Consider the following 25,590-nt stretch of genomic DNA (forward strand, 5'->3'; position numbering starts at 1 on the left):
ACGGTCAGTATCGGAGGCGCGGCGTTTGCGCGAAATCAGGCAGCGCTGAGATGGTCGTCGGGATGTGCCATGCCGCTGTCAGGATTCCCTGACAGCGGCGGCAGGGTTTTCCGGGGGGCTTCTCCTTCACACGGCTAGTACCTCCAGCCTTGGGAATGGGCTATGTTGATTGCATCCCGACCTTTTGGTGGTGCTCGGTGGCGGAGCAAGATACTCAATCCTCGAAGGCAACGCACAGGCGGCTGCTGCAGCTGCAATCCACTTCGGCAGAACTGGTGGTGGGGGTGCTGGCCGTTTTGCTGCTGGCGGCGGCGGTTGCCCGGCTGGCGTTTGCGCTTCAGGCCGGGGATGCCCCCTTCATTTTGCTGGCCTCGGCAAGTATTTCTGCGGTCATCGCACTGGTCTTCTATTGGCTGCGGCTGCGGAAGTTGCGAGCCGCCGTCGCCCGGGATCTGACGTACCTCGAAAAGAGCGAAGCGCGGCTGGCCGGCATCATCCGGTCATCAATGGAAGCCATCATTTCGGTGGACGAAACCCAGCGCATCGTGCTGTTCAATCCCATGGCTGAAACTCTGTTCGGTTGTTCAGCGCGCCAAGCCATCGGCCGCCCACTGTCAGACTTTATTCCCGAGCGGTTTCGCGGCGCGCACGAAGCGCATGTACGGCGCTTCGGGGTGACGGGCGTATCGGAGCGCCAGATGGGTAAGCAGCGCCCGCTGTTTGCCCTGCATACCGATGGGCGTGAATTCCCGATCGAAGCGTCGATTTCACAGATCGAAGTGAACGGCGGCAAGCTCTTCACGGTGATGCTGCGCGACACCACGGAGCGTGTGCGTGCGGAAGCGGCGCTGCGGCGCTCCCAGGAAGAACTGCAGCATCTGTCGGACAGCATCCTGGCTACGCGCGAGGAGGAGCGGCACCGCATCGCCCGCGAGCTGCACGACGATCTGGGCCAACGCCTGAGCGCGCTCAAGATGGACATTTCGCTGCTGGCAGCGGATCTGCAGGCCACACGGAGCCACAAGGCGCTGATCGACCAGACCCAGGCAATGCAACACGTGATCGACGAGACGATTGTTGCCGTTCGGCAGATCTCTGCGGATCTTCGGCCGCCATTGCTCGACGAGTTGGGGCTCGTGCCGTCCCTCGAATGGATGGCCAAGAATTTTCGCCAACGCTTTGGCCTGGTCGTGACTGTGCATGCGCAAGAACTGGCGATGAACGAACGCGCTGCCATCTCGGTGTTCCGGATCGTGCAGGAGGCACTCAACAACGTCGTGCGCCACGCCGATGCCACGCGTGTTGAGATCGAGTTCTCGCAGCAGGACGACGTGCTCGAACTGTCCATTCAAGACAATGGCCATGGCTGGAGTGGGGCGCCTCCGGCGGTGGGTGAACGCAAGCCGCTGGGATTACTTGGCATTCGCGAGCGCGCCCGGCTACTGGGCGGGCAGGCAACGATCACACACGCACCTGGTGGCGGCTTTCGCTTGAGCGTGAGCTTTCCCGCCGTTCACAAGGCCACTGAGGAGGCACCGTCATGATTCGCGTGATGATCGCCGACGATCATGCCGTGATGCGCGATGGCGTGCGTCATATCCTTGAGCGCGCGGGGGATTTTGAAGTCGCCTGCGAAGCCTCCGACGGTACACAGGTCGTGCAACTGGTGCGTGATCATCAACCGCAGGTGATCGTGCTCGATCTTTCCATGCCGGGGCGCAGCGGGCTGGAACTGCTCCGCCAGCTGCACGACGACCACCCCAGGGTGCGCGTGCTGGTGCTGACCATGCACGCTGAAGAACAGTACGTGGCACGCGCCTTTCGGGCTGGGGCGGCCGGCTACCTGACAAAGGAGAGCGCCGCCACCGAACTGGTTACCGCGCTGCAGAAGGTGGCCAACGGCGGCACGTATGTCAGCCCCCCCATGGCGGAGAAGCTCGCGCACAGCCTGGGCGAGCCCAGTGAGGAGGCAGCTCACACGCGCCTGTCTGACCGCGAGATGGAAGTCTATCGCCGGCTGGTGCGCGGCGAGCCCTTGACCGAGATCGCCACCAGCCTGTGCGTGAGCGCCAAGACCATCAGCACCTACAAGATGCGGTTGATGGACAAGCTGCAGCTCTCCAGCGAAGCCGCCCTTGTGCGTTACGCGATACGCCATCGCCTGTTTTCCGACGACGATACGCTGTAGCTCGTTCCCTGCTGGACGCGGCCCGGCCTTGCGACACATCAATGGCCGCTGCCCCCGAATCGCTATCGTTGATGCACATGCATCGGCCGGTCGATATCACCCCGGGGCGCACCCCTGTCAGCCGTGCATGGCCAAGGGGGCCATGTGCAAGCCATTCTCAAACTCGCCTACAAGCTGCTGGTCAATGACAAGGCCAAGCTGAGCGGCTTGCTGGTCGGCATTACCTTTGCCGTGTTTCTGATGATCGAGATGACGTCGCTGTTTGCGGGCGTGCTCAATCGGTCTTCGTCTGCCGTGTACAACATCGGCGCACGGATGTGGGTCATGGACCCGGCTGTCAACACCGTGGCCAACTCGATCGGCATGCCGGATTACGTCCTTGATGCGGTACGCAGCATTCACGGTGTGAAGTTTGCCGTGCCGCTCTATTCAGGCGGCGCGCTCGTGCGCCTGAGCAGCGGCTCCTATCAGCCCGTGACCGTCGTCGGCATCGACGACACCAGCCTGTTCGGCCGCCCTCGCATGCTCAGTGGCCGTATCCAGGATCTGTACGGCGAGAACGCCTTCATCGTCATCCAGGACGCCGAGTTCGGAAAGCTGGAAAACCCGCATATCGGCACGGAATTCGAAGTCAACGACCATCGAGGGGTGATCGTCGGCATTGGCGAGGTGGCGTCCAGCGGATTGTTTGGTGTGCCCACCCTGTACACAACGTACCGCCGCGCTGTGCAATACCTGCCGAGTACGCGCTACACGATGTCGTACATCCTGATCGAGCCCAAGACCGAGGCCGACATTGCGGCGATCGAACGTGCGGTCGACCGGCTCGGTTATCGCGCCCTGACCAGGGAAGAGTTCATCGGCCGCATCTCTCACTTCTATACCTACCAGACCGGGCTTGGCACCAACATCCTGCTGATGACCGTGATCAGCTTCGTGGTGGGGTTGTCGATCTCTGGGCAGACGTTCTACACATTCATCCTGGAGAACCTGGAGCGCTTTGGCGCGCTCAAGGCCATCGGGGCCAAGGGGCGCGAACTGGTCACGATGATCGTCTTCCAGGCTACGTTCGTGGCGCTGGTGGGCTACGGGCTGGGGATCGGCCTATGCGCCGCGTCGATCGCACTGGTGCGTCTTCGCATTCCGGACTACGCAGCCATGATCACCTTCGCCAATCTGATGCTGGCGCTGGCCATGGTGATCGTGATTGCCGGCATATCGGGCTACATCGGGGTGCGCAAAGTGCTTCGCATCGAGCCCTTCGATATCTTCCGGGGTTGATTGTGGCCAACGTCGCCATTGCCGCTCAGGCCCTCGATAAATGGTTCGGCGAGGGCGAAGCGCGTACGCGCGCGCTCATGCAGGTCAGTTTCGAGGCCGAGTTCAACGAGATGCTGTTCATTGTCGGACCGTCGGGCAGCGGCAAGACCACGCTGCTGAGCGTCATATCGGGCATCCTGCGCCCGGATGGCGGCCGCGCGGTGGTGGACGGGGTCGACATCTGGAGCCTGGGCGCCGACGCGCTGGCCGATTTCCGCCTGGGCAGGATCGGCTTCGTGTTTCAGGATTACCACCTGTTCCCGCGCCTCACCACGGTCGAGAACGTCGCCATCCCGCTGATCCTGCGGCATGTGGCCTGGGACACCGCGCTCGATCAGGCCATGCACTACCTCGATGTCGTCGGGCTGAAGAACCGCGCCCAGTTGCCGCCGGTCAAGCTCAGCGGCGGCGAGCAGCAGCGCGTGGCCATTGCGCGCGCCATCGTCACGCAGCCCGACATCCTGATCCTGGATGAGCCCACCGCATCGCTGGATGGCGACACCGGCCGTTCCATCATGCAGTTCGTGAAGACGGAGATCCTGAACGCGCACCGCTGTATCGTGATCGTGACGCACGACGCGCGCATCCTCGACCTGGCCAGCCGCATCCTCGACATGGAGGACGGCAAGCTGAGCCGCATTGAACACGGAGCGATGCGATGAAGATCCGATGGTTGTTTGTGCTCTCTGTGGCGGGCGCGCTGGCGGGGATTGGCACGGCGATCTACTACGCACGGCAGCGCCCGCCGTTGCCACCCGTCTTCCAGCCCGCAGCCAATCCGTACGCGACGGGCATCTACGCCAACGGCATCGTCGAAAGCGATCAGCCCAGCGGTGCCAACCTGAACCTGTATGCCGAGGTGTCGGGCACCGTCGCGCGCATCGCCGTGCAAGAAGGGCAGGCGGTCAAGCGCGGCGACGTGCTGATCCAGATCGAAGATTCCGTGCAGCGCGCCCTGACCGCGCAACAGCAGTCGCAAGCGGATGCCGTCGATGCGCAGTTGAACGCGCTGCTGGCCCAACCGCGCAAGGAAGCGCTGGAGGTCACGCGTGCACAAGTGAGCGCAGCAGATGCCGGCTTGCGCACCGTGCAGGATCAGCTGGACAAGCTTGAGGCGGCCGCACGGCTCAATCCCAAGGCAGTCAGTCGCGATGCAATGGACAACGCTGCCAACGCGGTACGGGTGGCACACGGCAATCTCGTTGTTGCCCAGCGTCAGTACGACCTGACGCGCGCCGGCGCCTGGAGCTATGACATCCGCACGCTGCAAAAACAGCGCGATGCCTTGCAGAAGGGCGCGGCGGCGGCAGCAGCGCTGCTCGAAAAGTATGCCGTGCGGGCGCCGATGGACGGTGTTGTCATGTCCGTCAATACAGCAATGGGCGGCTATGTATCGCCACAGGGCACCTATGACGCCTACACGCGGGCCAACGTGCCACTCGTCACGATGAGCGCCGGGCAGAACAAGCTGGCCGTGCGCGTGTATGTGGATGAGATTCTGGTGCACCGCCTTCCGCCCGGCACGGTGCAGGCACGCATGTTCGTGCGCGGCACCGACGTTAGCGTGCCGCTGGAATTCGTGCGCGTGCAGCCGTACGTGTCGCCCAAGATTCAGTTGTCCGACCAGCGCGCCGAACGCGTGGATGTGCGCGTGCTGCCGTTGCTTTTCCGTTTCAAGCAGCCTGACAAGCTGGCCGTCTATCCGGGCCAACTGGTCGACGTCTACCTGCAGGGGGCGTCGTGAAAGCGGCGGCGTGGGCGATAGGCGTCGCGCTTGTGGTTCCGGGCTGCGCCGTCGGGCCGGATTTTCATGCACCGCCGGCGCCTGGCGTCGATCGCTATCTTCGTGACGGTGAAGTTGCGCAGCCCCCCTCGGCAGACGGCGTTGCGCAGCGCTTCACGGCGGCAACCGTGCCGGCAGACTGGTGGCACGCTCTCGGTAGTCCCGCGCTTGATCTGGCCATGGAAGCCGCCATTACGGCCAATCCCGGCCTGCAGCAGGCGCAAGCCAACCTGCGTGCCGCGCAAGACCTGTTGCGAGCCGGCGCGGGCGTGTTCTACCCGCAGGTGGCTGGATCGGCCGATGTGTCACGTCAGGCAGCGGTGCCCGCCAGGCTTGGGCAGGCCGGGGCGCCAAGCCTTTTTACGCTGTGGACTCTGGGCGCATCCATCAGCTATGCGGTCGATCTCTTTGGCGGCAATCGGCGTGCCGTGGAAGCCCTAGCCGCGCAAGCGGAGGGACAAAGGTATGCGGTGGCCGCCGCCTACCTCGCCTTGACCGGCAATCTGGTGAACGCCGTGATCGCGCATGCTGCCTATCGGGCGCAGATCGACACCACGCGCAGCCTGATTGCCGTGGTGCGAGAGCAGATGGAGATTGCACACGCGCAGGTCGAAGCCGGCGTCGTGGCGCATGCCAGCGAGTTGAGCCTTGCTGCGCAATTGGCGTTGTTGGAAGCATCGCTGCCGCCGCTGGAGCAGAAGCGTGACCAGGCTGCGAATCTGCAGGCCGTCTTGACTGGCCGATTTCCTTCCGAGGCAGATGCCGTAGACGTGGCGCTCAACGGGCTGCAATTGCCGGCGGATCTGCCCAGCCTGGTGCCGTCTGAACTGGTGCGCCAGCGGCCCGACGTTCTGGCCGCACAGGCGCGCCTGCACCAGGCCAGCGCCGAGGTGGGTGTTGCAACGGCGGCGATGCTGCCCAGTCTGACCCTCAGCGCAGACTATGCCCGGATGAGCGGCCGAAGCGCTGACCTCTTTGGTGCGAAAGCCGGCACCTGGAGCGTAGGGGTGAACCTCGTGGCCCCACTGTTTGAAGGCGGCACCCTGTATTTCCGCCGTTCTGCGTCGCGGCAGGCGTTGCAGGCTGCCGATGCCGGCTATCGGCAGGTGGTGCTGGCTTCGTTTGAGCAGGTGGCCGATGTGCTGCGGGCGCTGGAACACGATGCCGTGCAGCTTGACGCACAGTTGCGCGCGCAGGCAGCGGCAAGTGCCGCACTGGATGAGCTCGACGCCGACTACCGTGCCGGCGTTGCCGGCTATCCGCAGGTGCTGAGTGCCGATCAGCAGTACCAGCAAGCCGTGCTTGGCACACTGCAGGTGCGTGCACAGCGGCTGCAAGACACCGTGGCGCTTTTCCTTGCGCTCGGCGGAGGCTGGCGTGGCGCCAGCATTGAAACCCCAGTGGCGGGACATGTACAGCAAGCACCCGACTGACGACGACCGTTGAGTTGCATCAAGCCCCGACGCGCGTCCTGCGCTCTAATGGTTTGCACGTCCATGTGCTTTGCCCGCAATTTCCCATGCACACCGCGCCCGCGCCGTCTTTGTCTGCCGCTGTCAGGATCAGCATGCCCGCACACGCTGCGGGGGGTTGGGTGTCGGATGCGAGGGTCGCAGCTCGCCAGGCGCATGCCTGCGCACAAGGAGACTAGCAATGCGCGGGAAGCCACGCTGGCAAGCGCTGCCCAATGTGTTGTCTGCTCATGCACCAGCCGACGATCTCTCGATGTGGTCGGCGCTTGCCTCGCAAGACGTGCTGGAGCGCCTCGGTACCCAGATGCACGGCCTGACGCAGGAGGGCGCTGCGCAGCGCCTGCACGAATATGGGCTCAACCGCGTGGCCAACGGCCATCACGAGGGTGTGCTGGTCGAGTTGGCGCGCCGGTCGGTCAATCCGTTGAATCTGCTGCTCATCTCGCTGGCGACCGTCTCGGCGGTGCTGGGCGATGTACGGGCAGCCGTGCTGATTGCGGTCATGGTGGTGCTAAGCGTCGTGCTGGGCTTTCTGCAGGAGCATCGTTCGAACCGGGCGGCGGAGGCGTTGCGTCGCATGGTGCATACAACGGCGACGGTCAAACGCGTCGCATCCGACGGCGCCGAAGCGAGCCAGGAAATCCCGATCGAGCAATTGGTGCCGGGCGATATCGTCCAGCTTTGTGCCGGTGACATGGTGCCGGCGGACCTGCGGCTGCTCGGCGCGAAGGATGTGTTTGTCAACCAGTCGGCCCTGACTGGCGAGGCCATGCCACAGGAAAAGCATGCGGAGCCTTCCGACAGCCAGCCGGCGGCAGATTTCGAACGGCCCAACCTGTGCTTCATGGGCAGCGCCGTGGTGAGCGGCTACGCGACGGGGGTGGTCCTGACCACCGGCCACCGGACCGCCTTTGGTCATGTGGCCAACCTGATTGCCGCGCAACGCGTGCAGACCAGCTTTGACCGGGGCATTACCCGGTTTACCTGGTTGATGCTGACGCTGATCCTGGTGATGGCACCCATGGTGTTTCTCATCAATGGACTGACCAAGGGCAACTGGTTCGAGGCGCTGTTGTTTGCGGTGGCCGTGGCCGTCGGCCTGACGCCCGAGATGCTGCCGATGATCGTCACGGTCAATCTGGCCAAGGGCGCCATCGCCATGTCGCGCAAGAAGGTCATCGTCAAGCGGCTCAACGCCATCCAGAATTTCGGTGCGATGGATGTGCTGTGCACCGACAAGACCGGCACGCTCACGCAAGACCGCATCATCCTCAAGCATCACCTGGATTTGCGTGGCGAGGAATCCGACCAGGTGCTGGAATATGCGTTTCTGAACAGCTTCTACCAGTCGGGCCTGAAGAACCTGCTGGACGTGGCCGTGCTCAAGCACGTGGAGCTGGAGCTGCGCCTGGATGTGCATGCGCGTTTTCAGAAAATCGATGAGCTGCCGTTTGACTTCGAGCGCCGGCGCATGTCGGTGGTGCTGGCGCAGGACGACGGCACACACGTGCTGATCTGCAAGGGGGCGGTCGAAGAAGTGCTGGCCGTCAGCGCGCGTTATGTGAGCGGTGACGAGGCTGGCCCGCTGGAGGCAAGCCATCTCGAAGCTACGCGGCAACTGGCGGAGAACCTGAACGCTGACGGTTTCCGTGTCGTCGCTGTTGCGTACAAGGAGATGCCGCCCGGGCAAAGCCAGTACGCCGTGGCGGACGAGGCGGGGTTGACATTGCTGGGCTATATCGCCTTTCTTGACCCACCACGTGATACGGCCGCGCCAGCCTTGGCCGCCTTGAAGGCCAGCGGCGTGGCAGTCAAGATCCTGACGGGGGACAACGCCATTGTTGCGCGCAAGATCTGTCGCGAGGTCGGGCTGGCCGTGGATCCGGTGGTGCTTGGCACCGAGCTGGCCGCCATGTCACCCGACCAGATGGCCGACATCGCCGAACGCGCATCGATCTTCGCCAAGGTTTCGCCCGCGCAGAAGGCGGCCATTGTCGATGCACTGCACCGCAGGGGTCATGTGGTGGGCTTCATGGGCGACGGCATCAACGATGGGCCGGCGCTCAAGGCCGCCGATGTCGGCATCTCCGTGGATAGCGCGGTCGATATTGCCAAGGAGTCCGCCGACATCATCCTGCTGGAGAAAAGCCTGGCCGTGCTGGGGGAGGGCGTGACGGAAGGGCGCAAGGTGTTTGGCAACATCGTCAAGTACATCAAGATGGGCGCCAGTTCCAACTTCGGAAACATGTTCAGCGTGCTGGGCGCCAGCCTGTTTCTGCCCTTTCTGCCGATGGCGCCAGTGCAGGTGCTGCTCAACAACCTGCTCTACGACTTCTCGCAAACCGCCATCCCGACCGACAACGTGGACGACGACTACCTCGTCAAGCCACGACGGTGGGAGATCGGCAGCATTCTGAAGTTCATGCTGTACTTGGGGCCCGTCAGTTCGCTGTTTGACTTCGCGACCTATGCGCTGCTGCTGGGTGTGTTTCACGCGTGGGCTGATCCGGCGCTCTTCCAGTCCGGGTGGTTTGTTGAATCGTTGCTCACACAGACACTCATCATCCATATCATCCGCACGGGCAAGGTGCCCTTCGTGCAAAGCCGGGCAAGTACCGCGCTGGTGTTGACCAGCATCACCATTGCCTGCGTGGGTGTCGCCATGCCGTTGACATCGGTCGGGGCATTGTTCGGCTTCGTGCCGCTGCCTGCAGCCTACTGGCCCTGCCTAGCTGCGATCGTCCTGGCCTATGGGTTGTCCGCCTACGTGATGAAAGCCTGGTATGTGCGCAGATACGGTCTGGACTGAACCCCGGCACGGCTGGGTGGCGACAGGGGCCGCACCCGTGTCAGCCAGCTCGGCGTTCGGTTTGCGAAGCAGCCCCAAGCGCGGCACGTACCTCAGCGTCCTCGACCTGAGGAAAGTCGGCGTAATACATGCCGACCGCGCGGAAACCCTGCGGCGCGTAGAGGCAGACGATCTCATCGGCCAGGGGGCGAATGTCTTCCAGGCTGTCCGGCGCCGCCACAGGAACCGCGCAGACGAGGCGTTGCGGATGGCGCTCCCGTATGGCGTGAAGTGCTGCCTTCATTGATGCGCCGGTTGCCAGTCCATCGTCGACCACGATCACAACACGCCCCTCTGCGTCGTACGGGCCGCGGTTCGGGGTATACAGCGCCCGGCGCCGTCGGATGACCTCCATCTGCTCGGCGCTCTCCTGTTCGAGGTAGGTCGTATCCGCGCCAATGCGCCCTGCATAGGGCGCGATGTAGGACCAGCCGCCTTCTTCCACAGAGCCGACTGCCAGTTCGGGATTGAACGGCGCGCCGAGCTTGCGCACCAGCACCACATCAAGCTGACCGCCGAGCGCGGATGCGATGAGTGCGCCCATCGGAACCGCGCCCCTTGGAATGGCTAGCACCAGCGGGTGCGTGCCCCTGTACTTTTCCAGCGCCTGCACCAGCATGCGCGCAGCATCCAATCGATCTTTGAATCGCACGGGGTCACCTCGCGTGTTGGCGGGATTGGGCGGCTGCACTCAGGTGGCGGACAAACCATGCCCGTGCGAGCTCGGCCACCTGTTCGAGCGCGCCGGCCTCTTCAAAAAGGTGCGTTGCGCGTGGCACCGTCTCCAGCGCTTTCTCACAATGCATCTGGCTCAGAGCCTGCCGGTTGAGATCGAGAACGTCCAAATCGGCGGCGCCGACGATCAGTAGGGTCGGGCAGGCCAGTCTGGCCAGCGCACGTTGGCCGGCAAGATCCGGGCGACCGCCGCGGCTGACCACCGCTTCGATCGCGCAGGCGTCGTCCAGCTCGGACGCTGCCAGGATCGCGGCTGCGGCTCCCGTGCTGGCGCCGAAATAACCGAGTCGCAAACTGCGTTCGCGGGCGACGCTGCCTACAGCGTGTGTGGCTCTCTGCAGACGACGCGCCAGGAGAGCGATGTCGAAACGGCATGATGCATGTGACGCCTCTTCGGCACTCAACAGATCGAACAGCAGCGTGCCCAGGCCGGCGGCATGGAGCTGATCGGCAACATACCGGTTGCGCGGGCTGAACCGCGAACTCCCGCTGCCATGCGCAAAGATCACCAGGCCGGTTGCATTGCCGGGGCAGTCCAGGGCGCCTTCCAGCACTGCGTCGTCCGCCACGATGTCCATGCTGAGAGAAAGCGGTTCGGCATTCATGGAGAGAACTCCTGAAATGGGATGGCAGCCGGTGGCCGGGTTACACGCTCAGCGGCGGCTGGACGCTACCGGTCGTCTCGCGTTCGCGCTCGTTATGGACAAGGCGGGCGATCAGCCCCAGCTCGGTGGCCATGGCGCCCAGCACGTCGTCCAGGGACAGCACCCCAACGAGCGCGCCGTCGGACGTCACGCCAACACGTCGCACGCCGGACGAAAGCATTTCCTGCAACGCATCGCTCAGGCTTGCGTCGAGCGGTACGTTGAGGATGCCCCGGCTCATCACATCGGCCACACAGGTCTGTGAGGGGCTCACGCCAACGGCGACCGCATCGAGCACCATGTCGCGATCCGTGACGACGCCAATTGCGCGGGGGCCAGACGGGGTGTTCTCCGTCACGACCAGCGCACCGACATGTTTCTGGCGCATCTGCTGTGCCGCCTCCTGAAGCGTGCAGGAGAGCGGGATATGGACTGCATTGGGCGAATAAACGTCCTGAACTCGCATGATGGGCTCCTTGGCGTATCGATCAGGCGGTCTTTTCAGCGCTTGCCGGCGTGTGGCGCGCCGGTCGGTTCTTCTTTGCCTCGGAGTCCGACGGAGCCATGAGGCTGAAACTGTCAAAGAATGCCTTCAGCGAATCGGACGATGCGGCGAACAACTGTGACGAAGAGGTTTGCGCTTCCGGCTGCTGCATTTGCTGAGTCCACTCCGTCAACCGACGCAGATAGGCGGCCTGCAGCTTGTTCGTGAACTCGACCCAAGTCTTCAAGGCCGTCGCACTGTGGCTCGATTGCATCTTCATGAAGATGCTTTGCGCGGAGGCCAGCGATGTCCAGTCATGCGTGCCGCTCAGTTCATGTTCCAATTCACGCACATCTTCCAGCGCTGCCTCGGCCATTTTCAGCCGGAGATGAGACAGGTCGATTTGCGTCTCGAGCATGAAGCTGGCGGTGCGGCTCATATCGCGCATGACGGCGCACGCCACGTTGCAGGCCATATCGGCAGGTTGTTGCATTGCGTTCTCCGGTGGGGTCTTGGCGGGTGGTGAACAGGGCCGCCGAACGAGGATTCCAACTGCAGCGTAGGCACTCTGTGCTTGAGCGCGTTGATATGGCGCAAATTGGCGGCCGCCCGTGAAACGCCATCGCTTCGTCGCTTCGTTTCAAGGCCTTTGATTGCCTGGGCCGGCCCCGGGCAAAATCACTGCTCTCTGGATTTGATGTATGGCACCACTTTGGACATTTCGCCAGGAATAACATGTGCCCGCTCGTCTGCGTAGAGCGGCTCTTGTGTGGCGATCTGGGCGTCCAGTACGTGCAGGTCTGCCTCGGATGCGTCGCGCCCGCCGCGCATGCGATTGCGGATGCGCTTACGCAGCGTGTCGACGTCGGCAACGCAGTCCACGATGGCCACGGCCGTCCCCAGCCGCCGGCCCAGCGAGAAGAAACGTCGGCGCTGGTGCTCGGCCAGGAATGTGGCATCCGCAATCATTGGAAAGCCAGCGCCTGCACCGAGCTTGCAGATCGCGGCGAGACGCCGATACGTACGTTCGACTGCACGTGGCAGATAGCGATCGACTGCGCGGACATGCCGGCCGCGTTGGCGCTCGACATCGGAGCGCACACGGATCATGCCTTCCGCTTCGGCAAGCTGCGCGGCACGGGTGGACTTTCCGCTGCCTGAAAGGCCATGCATGAGGAGAATGCAGGCGTTGTTTCGGCAGAGCAGATGCCGAGACAGGGCGAGCATGCGGCTCGCCTCGCCGCGGAGGCTGGCAGCCTCATCGGGGGCTCCGCCCAACTGATGGGCGCGTTCGAGCAATACGCGAGCCCGCACGAGCGCGCGCATCGCTGCATAGAAGGGCAGGACTGCCAACCCGCCATAGTCGCCACATCGTTCGAGATAACGGTTGATGAGTCGATACGCCAGCCCGTCCAGACCTGCGGCGAGCAGGTCCATGAACAGAAAAGCGGTGTCGTACATGGTGTCGATCCACCGCAGTGACGGTGAGAATTCCAGACAGTCGAACGGGGTCGGCTGGCCATCGATCAACACGATATTGCCCAGGTGCAGATCGCCATGGCATTCGCGGATGTGGCGGCTGCGCCGGCGTGAAGCGAATGTCTCTTCGAGGCGAACTGCGTGCTGACGAAGCAGCGATACCGTGGTCGCAGCATCCAGCGGTGCATGCCCCAAGGCAATGACTCCCGCAGCGCAGTCCTCGAACGTGCGCCGAATGCCTGAGGGCGTTCCATCGTCTGAACTCGCGCTGGCGACCGGCGCGGTTGCGTGGAAGTCGGCGATCAGGTCGGCCAGCGCGTCGATTTCTTTCGGGCGAAGTCGCCCGTCACGAGCCAACGCAATCAGTACGTCCTGCTGGGCAAACCGGCGCATGCAAACTGCGTACTCACCGGGCGTGCCCTGCCCATTGACGCGGATGCCCCCCGTGGCCGGATCGTTCGAAATCGGCACGACGCCAAGGTATAGCGCAGGGGCGAGGCGGCGGTTGAGGCGGCATTCCTCCTCGCAATCGATTTGCCGCGCACGGAGCGTCGAAAAATCGACGAAGTCCAACTTGACCGGCTTGCGTACCTTGTACGCAAACTCTCCAGCCAGGAAGACCCACGACAGATGCGTTTCGATCATCTGCAGATCGGCCGCCGGGTGTGGATACGCTGCCGCATCGAGCATGCGACTGACCAAGGCTTCTGCTGGCTGCGTGCACGGATTGGTGGCGGCTTGTTCGGCCATACGCGGGTTTCATCTCCTGACACTGAAGATCAATATCGCGCGCTTGACGCCATGCGCCCTGACGTAGATCAACGTCCGCACAGGGCGGTTGCCTAGCATGGAGTCATCGTCTTCCTTGGTGATTCCCATGAAAGCACTTGTCTACGAGGGGCCCGGCAAGATCACCCTGGCCGACAAGCCGAAACCGGCGTTGCAGGCACCCGGCGACGCCGTGGTGCGCGTCACGTTGACCACCATCTGCGGCACCGATCTGCACATCATCAAGGGCGACGTCCCGACCTGCGAGCCGGGGCGCACGCTGGGCCACGAAGGCGTGGGCGTGGTGGAATCGGTCGGCGCGGCCGTGACATCGCTACAGCGGGGTGATCACGTGCTGATCTCGTGCATTTCGTCTTGCGGAAAATGTGCGAATTGCCGGCGTGGCATGTACTCGCATTGCGAAACGGGCGGCTGGATCCTGGGACATCGCATCGACGGCGTGCAGGCCGAGTACGTCCGCATTCCGCATGCTGAGACCAGCCTCTACAAACTGCCGCCGGGCGTCGATGAAGAGGCGCTGGTCATGCTGTCGGACATCTTTCCTACCGGATTCGAATGCGGTGTGCTCAATGGCCGCGTTCAGCCGGGCAATAGCGTGGCGATTGTCGGCGCAGGCCCCATCGGGCTGGCCTCGCTGCTGACGGCGCAGTTCTACTCGCCGGCGCAGATCATCATGATCGACACGAACGCGGCACGGCTGGAAGTGGCCACCAGGCTGGGCGCAACGGCGTGTATCGACGTCTCCCGTGAAGACGCCGCTGCCGCCGTGAAGCGGCTCACGGATGGCGTGGGCGTCGATTGTGCGATCGAGGCAGTGGGTGTGCCCGCGACGTTCGAGCTCTGCCAGCAACTGGTTGCGCCAGGTGGCGTGATTGCAAACATCGGCGTGCATGGCGTCAAGGCGGACCTTCACCTGGAAACCTTGTGGAGCCAGAACATCGCCATCACCACGAGGCTGGTGGATACCGTCAGCACGCCGATGCTTCTGAAAACGGTACGTGCGGGGAAACTGCTACCCGGGCAGCTCATTACGCACCGGTTCAGGCTCGATGACATCCTCACCGCCTACGACACGTTCCGCAACGCCTCAAAAACGCAGGCGCTCAAGGTGATCATCTCCGCATAGGCGGCGACACATGTCCGATGGATTTTCTGTTTTGTGAGGTGGATGCCATGAGCGAGGCGATGCTCCTGTCTTACGACCCTGTGCAACATCTACTGCCACAGCCGACTTCCCACGCTGCGCCGGCAACCATTGCACTGGCGTCGCCGCTATTGAATGGCGGCAATACGTTGACTGCAGCGCTGACGAGGCGCAAGAGCGTGCGGGAGTTCGCGCCCACGCCGCTGTCGCTACAGCAGCTCAGCGAATTGCTGTGGGCGGCGAATGGCATCAACCGGCCGGAAACAGGCGGGCGCACCGCGCCTTCAGCGCACGGCCTGAACGAGATCGACATCTACGTCGCCCTGCCGGAAGGCGTCTACCAGTACGAGCCGGTGGCGCACCGGTTGCGGCTCAAGCACGCCGTGGACGCGCGCAACCTCACCGGATATCAGGATTTTGTCGGCAAGGCGCCGCTCGATCTGGTGTACGTGGTGAATCATGCGCGAGCAGACCAGATGCCGGAAGCCGTGCGAGAAACCTTTGCCGGTGTCGCGGCGGGTGCGATCTCGCAAAACGTTTCGCTTTACTGTGCCTCGGCCAAGCTGGGCTGCGTGGTGCGTGGCTGGCTCAATCAGCGTCTTCTTGCAGAGGCCTTGTCGCTCAATGAAGACGAAGTGCCGGTGCTGGCGCAGACGGTCGGCCACCCGGCTGCCGAGCGATGAGGTATGAGATGAGCCACGCATGTCGTCTTTTGCCACGCGGCTTTTTCGCGGCGTTGGCTTTGGCTGCCAGCGCACACGCTAGTGCAGTCGGGCCGGATGCGGCGGCGGCTCCAGAGGTGCGCTTCCAGAACGAGATCGCCTATGTGTCCGGGGGCGTTGGCAGCGATGAGCGCGACGCCATGCATGCGATGGCACGTCGCTTCAACGTGCGGCTGAACGTGGTGTCGGCCAGTACCGGCGAGGCGTTGTCGGATGTGGACGTGTCGGTTGCGGATGATCGCGGCAAGCTCCGATTGCGCGTGCGCACGGAGGGGCCGCTCTTGTATATGCGCTTGCCTCGCGGGCACTATCAGATCACGGCCGCGTATCGCGGTGCGATGCAGACCGTGAACGTGAGCGCAGGCGCGCAGCCGGTTGATGCCGTCGTGCGGTTGCGCACCGAACCCGGACCAGACGAGTGGCTCCTGTGCCAGCGCGGATGCCCGCGCGCTGGCGCACGCCCGACGGCGCGATGAGGCCGTCATGACAACACATCGCGTTGCGCTCATTACCGGTGGCATGGGCGGTCTGGGCGAAGCCATTGCCATCCGTCTGCATGCGCAAGGGCATCGGGTTGTGGTCACCCATTCGTTGGGCAATACACATGTGACTGCATGGATCGCGGAACAGCATGCCCAGGGGCGTCTGTTCCAGACGTTCGCGGTGGATGTTACCGACTACGACGCTTGCCAGCGATGCGCGTCCGACGTGCTTGCGACCGTCGGCCCGGTCGACATTCTGGTCAACAACGCCGGCATCACGCAAGACATGACCTTCAAGCGCATGACGCTGGATGCCTGGCGGAACGTGCTGGCCACCGATCTCGACTCCGTCTTCAACATGACCAAGCCGCTGTACGAAGGCATGATCGAGCGCGGTTGGGGCCGCATCATCAACATCTCGTCGGTCAACGGATCGCGGGGCGCGTTCGGGCAGACGAACTACGCGGCGGCCAAGGCCGGCATACACGGGTTCACCAAGGCGCTGGCCCTCGAGTGCGCCGCGAAGGGCGTGACCGTCAACACGATTTCGCCCGGCTATCTCGCCACGCGAATGACGCGCGATATTCCCAGCGACATCATGCAAGAGCGGATTCTTCCGCAGATTCCCGTAGGCCGCCTCGGCCGGCCGGAAGAAGTGGCTGCCTTGGTGGCCTTCCTGTGCGGCGAGGACGCTGCCTACGTTACCGGCGCCAATCTGGCCGTAAATGGTGGCTTGCACATGCAATAGCGCGTGTGCATGCCCACGACGCCTCAAGACTGTGACGAGCGTTTGCTACCGGCTTCCAAGAGCATTCGTTCCACGTGCGAGAAAGCCTCGTGAAGTGCGACGTATGGGTCCTCGTTGGAGGTGTTGCTCGAAACATGCGTCTGATGCGGTGTGAACACGTGGACGTTGACGTCGAAAGGCTTGCCCTGGTGCTGGTGCTTGGCACCTACGGCAAGGCTGACGCGGCACCGCATCAGATCGGCACGAATGCGCTTCAAGCGGTCTGCATGCTTGATAACCGCTTCTTCGACGGCCTTGGAATGCGGAATTCCCTGGAAAGAAATATCGACTGGGACGCTCATGGTTTGGCTCCGATTGGTCTGGTTACTGATGTGGAAAATCATGTGTTCATTCTTGACCGCACGATTTCCGGCGCCTTGACTCGGATCAACCCGATGGGCACGGCGTACGACATGTTGCGCTGCAGATACATACTGTCCGAGGTGGTGTGCGCATGTGGTCGTCACATGGTCCGCTTCAACAACGGAAGCAGCGTGTGGAGCGCGTGCGCATTGAGCACGTCTGCCTGCCCCAGCCACGCCCGGCGGGCCTGCGTGACACCAAGCGGCAGGTTCAGCAGATCGGCCGGGCTGTGCGCGTCCGACGCAATGCTCACGAGCACGCCCTCCGCCTTTGCCAGGCGGCATCCAATGTCGGCCAGGTCGAGGCGCGCGGGCTGCGCGTTGGCCTCCACGTAGCAGCCGCGCTGGGCAATGGCGGTCAGCACCCGCGTGAGATCCACGTTGCAGGCGTTGCGCTCGCCGATCAGGCGGCCCAGCGGATGGGCGAGGATGCTGAAGTGCGGATGATCGAGCGCGCGCAGAATGCGCGATGTCTGTTGATCAGCCGACAGGTTGAAGTGGCTGTGGATGGCGCCCACCACAAGGTCCAGGCGGCCCAGCACCGAATCGGGCAGGTCCAGTGACCCGTCCTCCAGAATGTCGACTTCAACCCCCTTGAGCAGCACGGGCCAACCCTTGTGTTCGGCATTGAAACGGTCGATGTCGTCGGCTTGTGCGGCCAGGCGCTCTGCGGTGAGCCCGTGCGTCACGGCAATGCGCGGCGAATGGTCGGTCACCGCCAGGTATTGATAGCCCAGCAGGCGCGCCTGCGCTGCCATGGCTTCAAGGCTGGCGGTGCCATCGCTGGCGGATGTGTGGACATGAAGATCCCCCTTGATGTCGCCCTGCTCAACAAGGGATGGCAGTCGGCCCGACTGCGCGGCTGCGATCTCCCCGTGGTCTTCGCGCAGTTCGGGGCAGATCCAGGGCAACCCGACGGCGCGGTAGACCGATGCCTCCGTCTGGCCGGCAATGCGCTCCTTTCCTCGGAAGACGCCGTACTCGTTGATCTTCAGACCCTGAGCCTGCGCAAGCTTGCGCAGTGCGATGTTATGAGGCTTCGAGCCGGTGAAATACACCAGCGCCGCGCCGAAAGCATCGGGCCGCACCACCCGCAAGTCCACCTGCATGCCATTTTTCAGGACGACGCTGGCGCGGGTGGGGCCTGCTGAAATTCGGGTGGCAACCTCGTTGTAGTGCACGAGATGCTCAACGATCTGGGCGCGTTTTCTTCCCGTGATGAGCAGATCAAGGTCCCCCACGGTGTCTCGCCCTCTGCGGTAGCTGCCGGCAACGACGAGTTGGTCGACCAGCCCGCTTGCCAGCAGGTAATGCGTCAATGCATCGGCACACGGCTTGGCGATTGCCAGACCATAACGGCGATCGCGCGCCAGGCGTGCGTTGAGGGCTTCGAGCAAACGCTGTTCGCTTCGGGCGCCAAAGCCATGCAGTTCGCGAATGCGGTGAGCGGCCGCGGCCCGGGCCAACTCATCCAGGGATGTGATGCCCAGTTCGTGCTGCAACGCGCGGGCCCGCCTTGGACCAAGGCCAGGCAACTGGAGCAGTTGCAGCACGTACGCTGGAACCTCGGTCCGCACGCGCGTGAGCATGGCGCAGCTTCCCGTTTCGACGATCTCGCGCATCTTTGCCGCGAGGTCGACTCCCACGCCCGGCAAGGCGGTCAAATCGGCGCCGCGTGCCAGCATGGCGTCAACGCCTTCGGTCATGCCTTCGACCGTGCGTGCGGCATTGCGGTAAGCACGCACCCGAAACGGGTTGGCCTCTTCGATCTCCAGCAGATCAGCGATTTCGTTGAAGATCGCGGCGATGGCCTGGTTCGCGGGGTATTGATAGGAAGCGGCCAAAGGCATGGGTCATCCTCTTGCGTGCACGTAGCTCCATCGTTTCATCTGGCCATGCCGGGGCCTTGCGGCACATCAAACGGAACGCGTTGCATTGCAGGATCACGACACACAGTCGAACCGCCTTGCGCGAGATCAACCCTGCCAACGCGCGCAGCCGTATCGTGGGCAGAGATCAGGGGTGCCTTCATGATCAAGCTGCTCATCCTCATCAACGTGGCGGCGTTCGTTGCAGAAGTCTTTGCGGGGGACGCGTTGCTACGAACCTTTGCGCTCTGGCCACTCGGGGTATCTGGCGGCGGCGTTGGGGGAGGATTCCTGCCGTGGCAGCCGCTGACATACGCCTTCCTGCACGCAAATGGAGCGCATCTGGCGTTCAACATGTTCGGCCTCTACCTGTTCGGGCGCGACGTCGAACGTACCGTGGGTGCGCCTCGGACTTGGCAGCTCTATCTGTCCAGCATCTTGAGTGCAGCCTTCGCGCAACTCGCTTTTACGGCCTTGAGCATTCTTCCGGCGGGGCCGGTCATTGGCGCGTCCGGGGGCGTATTCGGAGTGCTTCTCGCGTATGCCGTCCTGTTTCCCAATCGCATCATCGTTCCGTTGATCCCGCCCATCCCGATGCCGGCGTGGGTGTTCGCGACGCTCTATGCGATTGTGGAGCTGACCCTCGGCGTGAGCGGCACCGAAGTCAATGTTGCGCACTTTGCGCATCTGGGCGGCATGGCGGGCAGCGGGGTGCTGCTTTGGCACTGGCTGCACGGCACCCCACGCGAGTCATAGGCGGTGCGGGGTAAGCGATGCGCACCCTCCATCCTTATTCGGAGCCACGGCTGTGAACACCTGGGTCTTCTCGTTGTGCTGGGCGATTCTGGTGTTTGCGTGCCCTGGAGCCAACGCAGACATGCCTGCCCTGGAACCGCACGTGGTGGTGCTCGTCTATCACCGCTTTGCACCGACGGTGGATAGCACCATGACGGTTCGGATGCAGACATTCGAGGCGCATTTACAGGCGATCGAGGCGGCGGGTTATCGCATCGTTCCGCTCGCAGACATCGTGCGCTGGCACGACGGCGAGCAAGGTGCACTGCCCGCAAAGGCGGTTGCCATTACGGTGGATGACGGCCATCGGTCTGTGTACAAGACCTTGTGGCCCGCGCTACGCAGCCGGGGCATTCCCGTGACGTTATTTGTGTACCCGTCTGCCATCTCGAATGCTCCATACGCGATGACCTGGCCCCAGTTGCGAGCGTTGGCCCGCACCGGACAGTTTGGCGTGCAATCCCATACGTACTGGCATCCGGACTTCCGCGTGGAGCGGATGCACCGAAGCGCCGATGATTTCATCAAGTTCGCCCGCGATCAGTTGCGCCGCGCGAAGGAGCGCATCGAAACAGAGATCGGAGCCCCGGTGCACGCACTGGCATGGCCCTTCGGCATCCACGATCCAGAGCTGGAGCGCCTCGCACGAGAGGAGGGCTATACCGCGGCCTTCACGCTGGACGCGCAACCGCTGCGGGCGAGTCAACCTGCCATGGCGTTGCCCCGATACCTGATCACCGATGGCTGTGGTGCGCAATGCATGGCGAACATTCTCAATGCAGCCGGGGGTGGTAATCATGAGTAGCCGCGCACACCTCTGGCTTGTAGCGGTCTTGCTCTCTTGGGCGCAGTTTGCCGGCGCTGCCGAGGTCAGGGTGATAGACGCACAGACCCGCGTTCCTGTAGAGGGCGCAATCACATTCGTTCAGGGCGAAAGCGGAAAGACCGATGCTGCCGGTCTGATTAGCATTCCGGCATCGGCAGTGGAAGCACGGGCGACGGTCAGCGTCCGCGCCCCCGGCTATGCACGTGCCGAGCTGATGCTGGGCGGCCCGCTACCCGCAGTCGAGATACCGCTCAAGCAGATCAAGCCCCGGGCGGTCTACCTGTCGGTACAGGGCGTATCCAACCGTTCCTTGCGCGATGCCGCCGTCGCACTCCAGGGGCAGACGGCCATCAATGCGCTGGTGATCGACATGAAGGGCGACCGGGGCGACACACCTTACCCGAGTGCGGCTCGTGTGGCGGTGGGCGCAGTCCCCGAACAAAAAGACCGGGTGGCCCGCATCAACCAGTTCGCCGCCGTGATTCGGCAACTCCACTTGCGTGGGCTGTATCTGATTGCGCGCATCGTCGTGTTCAAGGACGACCGCTTGGCTCGAGCGCACCCCGAATGGGCGGTGCGTGATCGTGATGGAGAGGTCTGGCGCGATCGCGAAGACCAACAATGGATCGACCCCAGTGTCGAAGCCGCGTGGGCCAGTACGCTTGACGTGGCGGAAGAGGCAGCAAGACTGGGGTTCGATGAAATCCAGTTCGACTATCTGCGCTTTCCGGACGCCAATGGCTTGCAGTTTCATCAGGCCAATACGCAAGCACATCGGGTTGCGGCCATCACGGGGTTCCTTGCGCGGGCGAGAGAACGGCTGCGGGCGTACAACATTTACCTGGCGGCGGATATTTTCGGCTACGTCTGCTGGAACACCGACGACACGGCGATTGGCCAGCAGATCAACACGCTGGGCGCCGTGGTCGATTACATCTCGCCCATGCTGTACCCCTCCGGCTTCACATGGGGCCTGCCGGGCACCAGAAAGCCGACTGAGCAGCCCGGCGAGATCGTCTCGCGTTCGCTGGCTGAAGCGAAGCGCCGCACAGGTTTGCCGGGAGAGCGGTTCCGGCCGTGGCTGCAAGCGTTCCGGGACTATGCCTTTGATCATCGCGAGTTCAACGCCGAGATGATTCGCGCCCAGGTCGACGCTGCCGATGCGGAAGGCACCAACGGGTGGATGCTATGGAACGCGCGCAATCGTTACGATCCAGCCAACTTGCCGCGGTAGTCGCGGTAGTGACAGCGGCGCTGTTGGCCTGCATGCAGAGTGGGCAGGCCGCGCCCATTGCCAACGACCCTGGGCCGCTGGGTACGCCAGTGCCCATGCACGAGCTGGAAGCCGTGGTTGCCGCGCAGATTGCCGATGCCAATGTGGCCGGGGCGGTCGTCGCGATCGGTGAAGCCAATGCGGTGCGCGAACGTGTTGCGCTGGGTCAGCGATCCACCGGTCCCGCCGAGCCGATGACCGAAGACACGATCTTCGATCTCGCATCGCTCACCAAGGCCGTGGCCACGGCCACGGCGGTACTGCAACTGGCAGAGCGCGGACGTGTGGAACTGGACGCGCCGGCCAGCCGTTACTGGCCGGCCTTCGGCAACGCAGGGAAGGCAGGCATCACCCTACGGCAATTGCTCAATCACACGTCTGGACTCCCTTCGGGCCTGGCTGCCCGATCGGAACTCCGCAGCCACGCCACGGTGCTTCACGCCATCGAAATCATGCCCCCGATAGGGGAGCCGGGGCGCAATGTCATCTACAGCGATCTCAACTATGTCGCCTTGGGCGAGCTTGTCCAGCGTGCCAGCGGAATGGGACTGGACGCATGGTGTGCGCAGCATATCTTTCGACCGCTTGGCATGCGCGACACCGCGTTCCGTCCGAGCCACAGGGCGATCGCCCGTATCGCGCCGACCATCATGCGCAACGGGCGATGGCTTCGCGGCAACGTGCATGATCCGACGGCCGCCGCACTGGGTGGTGTCTCCGGCAATGCGGGCTTGTTCTCCACGGCGGATGACCTCGCGCTGTTCGCCAGGATGCTCCTCAACGGGGGCAGCCTGGGGGGCCATCAGATCTTGCAGCCGGACAGCGTTGCCCTGCTGTTGACGCCCGACAGTTCGACTGCAGTGGAGGCGACGCGCACGCTCGGATGGGAAGTTCAGTCGCCGTTGATCCCCAACCGCTATCGCGCACCGCGCGCCGGGCTCGTCCAGCATCTGGGCTACACCGGAACCGGCTTATGGATCGACTTGGTCACGCGCCGGTTCGTGATTGTCCTCACGAGCCGCCTATATCCGGATGAGCGGGGTAACGCCATGCCGTTGCGTGAAGCCGTCCTGAATCTGGTATCGAGCACTGCGCCGCCGCTCTCTGGTCAGCAGATCGCCACGCGTGCCCCGACCATGGCCGACGCCGTGATCGGCGCGGAACGGCGCTTGCCCATGGCGGTGGGGCCTGTTCGAACAGGCATCGATGTGCTGGAGGCCAGCGGCTTCGCACCGCTGGTCGGGAAGCAGGTCGGCCTGGTTACCAACCACAGTGGCTTCGATGCGCAGGGGCGGCGCACCATCGATGTACTCAGTCAGGCACCCGGTGTGCGGTTGAACGCGATCTTCGCACCGGAGCACGGTATCGGCACCGATCTCGACGCGCGCTTCGGTGACACGATCGACCCACGCTCCAACGTGGTCGTCCATAGCCTCTATGGCAACAGCAAAGCCATACCGCGCAGCGCGCTGGCCGATCTGGACGCTCTGGTGTTTGACCTCCAGGACGCCGGCGTGCGGTTCTTTACCTACCTTGCCACTCTGGGGGCGACGCTGGAAGCTGCTGCGAAGGCCCATATCCCAGTGCTGGTGCTGGACCGTCCCAACCCGCTCGGCGGTGATCTGGTGGGTGGGCCGGTATCCGATACGGCGGACCGCTCATTGACAAACTACGTGCCGCTGCCGCTTGTGCACGGCATGACGATCGGCGAGCTTGCCAGGTTGCTGAATGGCGAACTGCACATCGGCGCGGCGCTGCATGTGGTGGCCATGGAGCAGTACGACCGCGCAATGCGCTTTGCCGACACCGGGCTGGGTTGGGTTCCGCCATCGCCGAACCTGCGCGATCTTTCTGCCCTGGAGCGATATCCGGATGTGGGGTTGGTCGAGGGCGCACGTGTGAGCGTAGGCAGAGGCACGACGGCGCCGTTTGGCATGGTAGGAGCGCCATGGATGGACGGCGCGGCGCTCGCGCGAGAACTCAATGCGCTGGACACGGGCGCCATCTATACACCCGTCCATTTCGTTCCTGCGGAAGGGCCGTACCATGGCCGCTCGTGCTCGGGTGTGGCGATCCAGCGGGTGTCAGCTCTGACCCGCCCGGGCCGCATCGGTTTAGCGCTCGCCCGCGTACTGTCGCAACGCTATCCGGAGCAGTTCAAGCTGGAGGCGATCCGTACGTCTGTCGGGTCGGAGACGGTCTGGGCGATGCTGCGTGACGGCATTGCGCTGGATGCAATCGAGCGCGCCTACACCGCACAGGCCGATGTCTTTCTTTCCCAGCGCGCGGCATATCTGCTGTATTGACGATGCCAGCTACGCGCCCAGATGGAGCCTGACAAGGCAACACCCGATGCGGCTACTTCGTCTGATTGCCGCCATCCGAATGTGGGTCGCGTTTGCCCTTTGCGCCTTCCGTGTATGGATCGAACTTGCCGCGTCTCGATCCTTCTGTGTACGGGTCACGCTTGGCTTGCTTGGCGCCATCGGTATAGGCATCACGTTTGCCCTTTGCGCCTTCTGTGTACGGATCGAACTTGCCGCGTCTTGAGCCCTCTGTGTATGGATCGGGCTTGGCTTGCTTTGCCCCCTCCGTGTAGGGATCCACCTTGCTGGCTTTTTCTCCGTCGCCGTTCTGTGCCGTATCGGGCTGACTCTGCGCGTACACCGACGCAGAGGCTGCTGCGACGACGAGCAGAGTCATCATGAGTTTCCTGTGCATTTTGAGCTCCTGCAAACAAGTCAAGTCCAACCGTTGGATCAAAACCTTTTCCCTTCGGCACGTCCATGTCCGATGGCTATTTCAAGAATAGGTAGCTACCAGAGACCCTCGTTGAGAGAAATCAAGCTGCTCTCTTTCGTCTGTGCCTGTGTGGCACAGGGCACATGGAAATTGTCTTTGGGCGGGCGTATTTCCATTCACAGCCACAAGCCGTCAGGCGCCTGGCGCACTCCTGGACTTCGCCTGCGGTTGCGACGAAGGTCGGGCTTGCGTAGCCGATGCAGCGATCGCGTTGAAGGTGTTGACCAAGGTCTGCCAGGAGTCAAGAGACGCGATCAACAGCTGTGCAGGAGATGCAGCCGTTCCGGGACGATGTTGGAACTGGTCGTTCCACTCTGTCGCCTGGCGCAGATATGACCGCTGCGCTTCATTGAGAAGGTCGGCCCACTGGCGAACAGTGCTCGCACTTTGGTTGGCTTGCAGCTTCATGTACGCGCTCTGCGCCGAGGCCAGTGCGGTCCAGTCTTTGACTGCATCCAACTGGCCCTCCAACTGGGACAGGTTATCCAATGCGGTTTCTGCCATCTTGACGCGAAGGCGCGCGAGCTGAAGCTCGCTATCCACGAAGAACTCCGCAGCGCGGCTGGCATCGCGCATGGTGGCGCAGGCGAGGGTGCAGACGGCATCAGTAGGCTGTTGCATCACGATCTCCGGTTGATATGACTGGAGATTAGGCACTTCGGTATTGCCGGATTTGACCTGACGCAAGTCTCCAGATCGGCTTGTCGGGCGCTCCTGAGGGGTCGGTTTTCTTGGGGCGGTTAGCTGCCTGAGCCAAAGACGTTACGGCGGGGGCGATGCGTTTGGG

24 protein-coding genes are annotated in these 25,590 nt (G+C 63.2%); 15 read left to right on the forward strand and 9 right to left on the reverse strand.

Annotated features, from left to right (window positions below; genetic code table 11):
- Window positions 1-155: 155 nt before the first annotated feature.
- From AAHM38_RS14760 to mgtA, 7 genes are all read left to right on the forward strand, one after another.
- Window positions 156-1,544 carry a PAS domain-containing sensor histidine kinase gene (locus AAHM38_RS14760; RefSeq protein ID WP_116575954.1) on the forward strand — a complete coding sequence of 463 codons (1,389 nt, stop codon included), beginning with the start codon at window positions 156-158 and terminating at the stop codon, window positions 1,542-1,544.
- Window positions 1,541-2,188 (forward strand): response regulator, encoded by a 648-nt coding sequence (locus AAHM38_RS14765; RefSeq protein WP_004634015.1) that lies wholly within the window; start codon window positions 1,541-1,543, stop codon window positions 2,186-2,188. Before AAHM38_RS14760 ends, AAHM38_RS14765 begins: the two co-directional genes overlap by 4 nt.
- Window positions 2,189-2,332: 144 nt before the next feature.
- Complete coding sequence (locus AAHM38_RS14770) at window positions 2,333-3,469, forward strand: ABC transporter permease (protein WP_009241782.1); 1,137 nt, start codon at window positions 2,333-2,335, stop codon at window positions 3,467-3,469.
- 2 nt (window positions 3,470-3,471) lie between these two features.
- Complete coding sequence (locus AAHM38_RS14775) at window positions 3,472-4,170, forward strand: ABC transporter ATP-binding protein (protein WP_116576025.1); 699 nt, start codon at window positions 3,472-3,474, stop codon at window positions 4,168-4,170.
- On the forward strand, window positions 4,167-5,252 hold the full coding sequence (locus AAHM38_RS14780; RefSeq protein ID WP_116575953.1) for an HlyD family secretion protein: 1,086 nt from the start codon (window positions 4,167-4,169) through the stop codon (window positions 5,250-5,252). Before AAHM38_RS14775 ends, AAHM38_RS14780 begins: the two co-directional genes overlap by 4 nt.
- On the forward strand, window positions 5,249-6,724 hold the full coding sequence (locus AAHM38_RS14785) for an efflux transporter outer membrane subunit (protein WP_116575952.1): 1,476 nt from the start codon (window positions 5,249-5,251) through the stop codon (window positions 6,722-6,724). The genes AAHM38_RS14780 and AAHM38_RS14785 overlap by 4 nt, the downstream gene beginning before the upstream one ends.
- Before the next feature lie 220 nt (window positions 6,725-6,944).
- Entirely contained in the window at window positions 6,945-9,572 is a 2,628-nt protein-coding gene (mgtA, locus tag AAHM38_RS14790; RefSeq protein ID WP_116575951.1) for a magnesium-translocating P-type ATPase, read from the forward strand.
- A gap of 40 nt (window positions 9,573-9,612) precedes the next feature.
- Here the strand turns inward: mgtA and AAHM38_RS14795 are convergent, their stop codons facing one another.
- The 5 genes from AAHM38_RS14795 to AAHM38_RS14815 all read right to left on the reverse strand — a co-directional run bounded on the left by AAHM38_RS14795 (window position 9,613) and on the right by AAHM38_RS14815 (window position 13,703).
- A complete protein-coding gene (locus AAHM38_RS14795; RefSeq protein ID WP_009277634.1) occupies window positions 9,613-10,263 on the reverse strand; it encodes a phosphoribosyltransferase in 651 nt (216 codons plus the stop codon).
- A gap of 4 nt (window positions 10,264-10,267) precedes the next feature.
- Window positions 10,268-10,951, reverse strand: a complete 684-nt coding sequence (locus tag AAHM38_RS14800) for a dienelactone hydrolase family protein (protein ID WP_116575950.1) — start codon at window positions 10,949-10,951, stop codon at window positions 10,268-10,270.
- A gap of 40 nt (window positions 10,952-10,991) precedes the next feature.
- The gene (locus AAHM38_RS14805; RefSeq protein WP_004634031.1) at window positions 10,992-11,456 is read right to left on the reverse strand and encodes a CBS domain-containing protein; all 465 of its coding nucleotides are present in this window, start codon (window positions 11,454-11,456) and stop codon (window positions 10,992-10,994) included.
- A 22-nt stretch (window positions 11,457-11,478) separates the two neighbouring features.
- Window positions 11,479-11,967, reverse strand: a complete 489-nt coding sequence (locus AAHM38_RS14810) for a hypothetical protein (RefSeq protein WP_116575949.1) — start codon at window positions 11,965-11,967, stop codon at window positions 11,479-11,481.
- A 185-nt stretch (window positions 11,968-12,152) separates the two neighbouring features.
- Complete coding sequence (locus AAHM38_RS14815) at window positions 12,153-13,703, reverse strand: bifunctional aminoglycoside phosphotransferase/ATP-binding protein (protein ID WP_116575948.1); 1,551 nt, start codon at window positions 13,701-13,703, stop codon at window positions 12,153-12,155.
- A gap of 127 nt (window positions 13,704-13,830) precedes the next feature.
- Between AAHM38_RS14815 and AAHM38_RS14820 the strand changes: the two genes are divergently transcribed.
- The 4 genes from AAHM38_RS14820 to phbB are packed head-to-tail and all read left to right on the forward strand — an operon-like array spanning window position 13,831 to window position 16,838.
- A complete protein-coding gene (locus tag AAHM38_RS14820) occupies window positions 13,831-14,868 on the forward strand; it encodes a zinc-dependent alcohol dehydrogenase family protein (protein ID WP_116575947.1) in 1,038 nt (345 codons plus the stop codon).
- A gap of 47 nt (window positions 14,869-14,915) precedes the next feature.
- Window positions 14,916-15,569, forward strand: coding sequence for a nitroreductase family protein (locus AAHM38_RS14825; protein ID WP_116576024.1), 654 nt, complete (start codon window positions 14,916-14,918; stop codon window positions 15,567-15,569).
- Between the two features lie 59 nt (window positions 15,570-15,628).
- Window positions 15,629-16,084 carry a hypothetical protein gene (locus tag AAHM38_RS14830; RefSeq protein ID WP_259393906.1) on the forward strand — a complete coding sequence of 152 codons (456 nt, stop codon included), beginning with the start codon at window positions 15,629-15,631 and terminating at the stop codon, window positions 16,082-16,084.
- A 7-nt stretch (window positions 16,085-16,091) separates the two neighbouring features.
- On the forward strand, window positions 16,092-16,838 hold the full coding sequence (gene phbB / locus AAHM38_RS14835) for an acetoacetyl-CoA reductase (protein WP_116575945.1): 747 nt from the start codon (window positions 16,092-16,094) through the stop codon (window positions 16,836-16,838).
- A 23-nt stretch (window positions 16,839-16,861) separates the two neighbouring features.
- Here phbB and AAHM38_RS14840 read toward each other — a convergent pair whose 3' ends face one another.
- Both AAHM38_RS14840 and polX read right to left on the reverse strand, forming a co-directional pair.
- Window positions 16,862-17,179: an HPF/RaiA family ribosome-associated protein gene (locus AAHM38_RS14840; protein WP_004634046.1), complete on the reverse strand. Its 318-nt coding sequence runs from the start codon at window positions 17,177-17,179 to the stop codon at window positions 16,862-16,864.
- 161 nt (window positions 17,180-17,340) lie between these two features.
- Window positions 17,341-19,089 (reverse strand): DNA polymerase/3'-5' exonuclease PolX, encoded by a 1,749-nt coding sequence (gene polX / locus AAHM38_RS14845; RefSeq protein WP_116575944.1) that lies wholly within the window; start codon window positions 19,087-19,089, stop codon window positions 17,341-17,343.
- 180 nt (window positions 19,090-19,269) lie between these two features.
- Here polX and AAHM38_RS14850 point away from each other — a divergent pair, with 180 nt between their 5' ends.
- The 4 genes from AAHM38_RS14850 to AAHM38_RS14865 are packed head-to-tail and all read left to right on the forward strand — an operon-like array spanning window position 19,270 to window position 24,307.
- Window positions 19,270-19,863 carry a rhomboid family intramembrane serine protease gene (locus AAHM38_RS14850; RefSeq protein WP_116575943.1) on the forward strand — a complete coding sequence of 198 codons (594 nt, stop codon included), beginning with the start codon at window positions 19,270-19,272 and terminating at the stop codon, window positions 19,861-19,863.
- Window positions 19,864-19,915: 52 nt separating this feature from the next.
- Complete coding sequence (locus AAHM38_RS14855) at window positions 19,916-20,707, forward strand: polysaccharide deacetylase family protein (RefSeq protein WP_116575942.1); 792 nt, start codon at window positions 19,916-19,918, stop codon at window positions 20,705-20,707.
- Complete coding sequence (locus tag AAHM38_RS14860; RefSeq protein ID WP_116575941.1) at window positions 20,679-21,962, forward strand: putative glycoside hydrolase; 1,284 nt, start codon at window positions 20,679-20,681, stop codon at window positions 21,960-21,962. Before AAHM38_RS14855 ends, AAHM38_RS14860 begins: the two co-directional genes overlap by 29 nt.
- Complete coding sequence (locus AAHM38_RS14865) at window positions 21,917-24,307, forward strand: serine hydrolase (RefSeq protein ID WP_116575940.1); 2,391 nt, start codon at window positions 21,917-21,919, stop codon at window positions 24,305-24,307. Before AAHM38_RS14860 ends, AAHM38_RS14865 begins: the two co-directional genes overlap by 46 nt.
- 52 nt (window positions 24,308-24,359) lie before the next feature.
- Here AAHM38_RS14865 and AAHM38_RS14870 read toward each other — a convergent pair whose 3' ends face one another.
- Window positions 24,360-24,722, reverse strand: a complete 363-nt coding sequence (locus AAHM38_RS14870) for a hypothetical protein (RefSeq protein WP_009241764.1) — start codon at window positions 24,720-24,722, stop codon at window positions 24,360-24,362.
- Between the two features lie 213 nt (window positions 24,723-24,935).
- Complete coding sequence (locus AAHM38_RS14875; protein ID WP_223293297.1) at window positions 24,936-25,490, reverse strand: hypothetical protein; 555 nt, start codon at window positions 25,488-25,490, stop codon at window positions 24,936-24,938.
- Between the last annotated feature and the right edge of the window lie 100 nt (window positions 25,491-25,590).

The organism is Ralstonia sp. OTU4908, from assembly GCF_038440115.1.
Lineage (GTDB): Bacteria > Pseudomonadota > Gammaproteobacteria > Burkholderiales > Burkholderiaceae > Ralstonia > Ralstonia pickettii.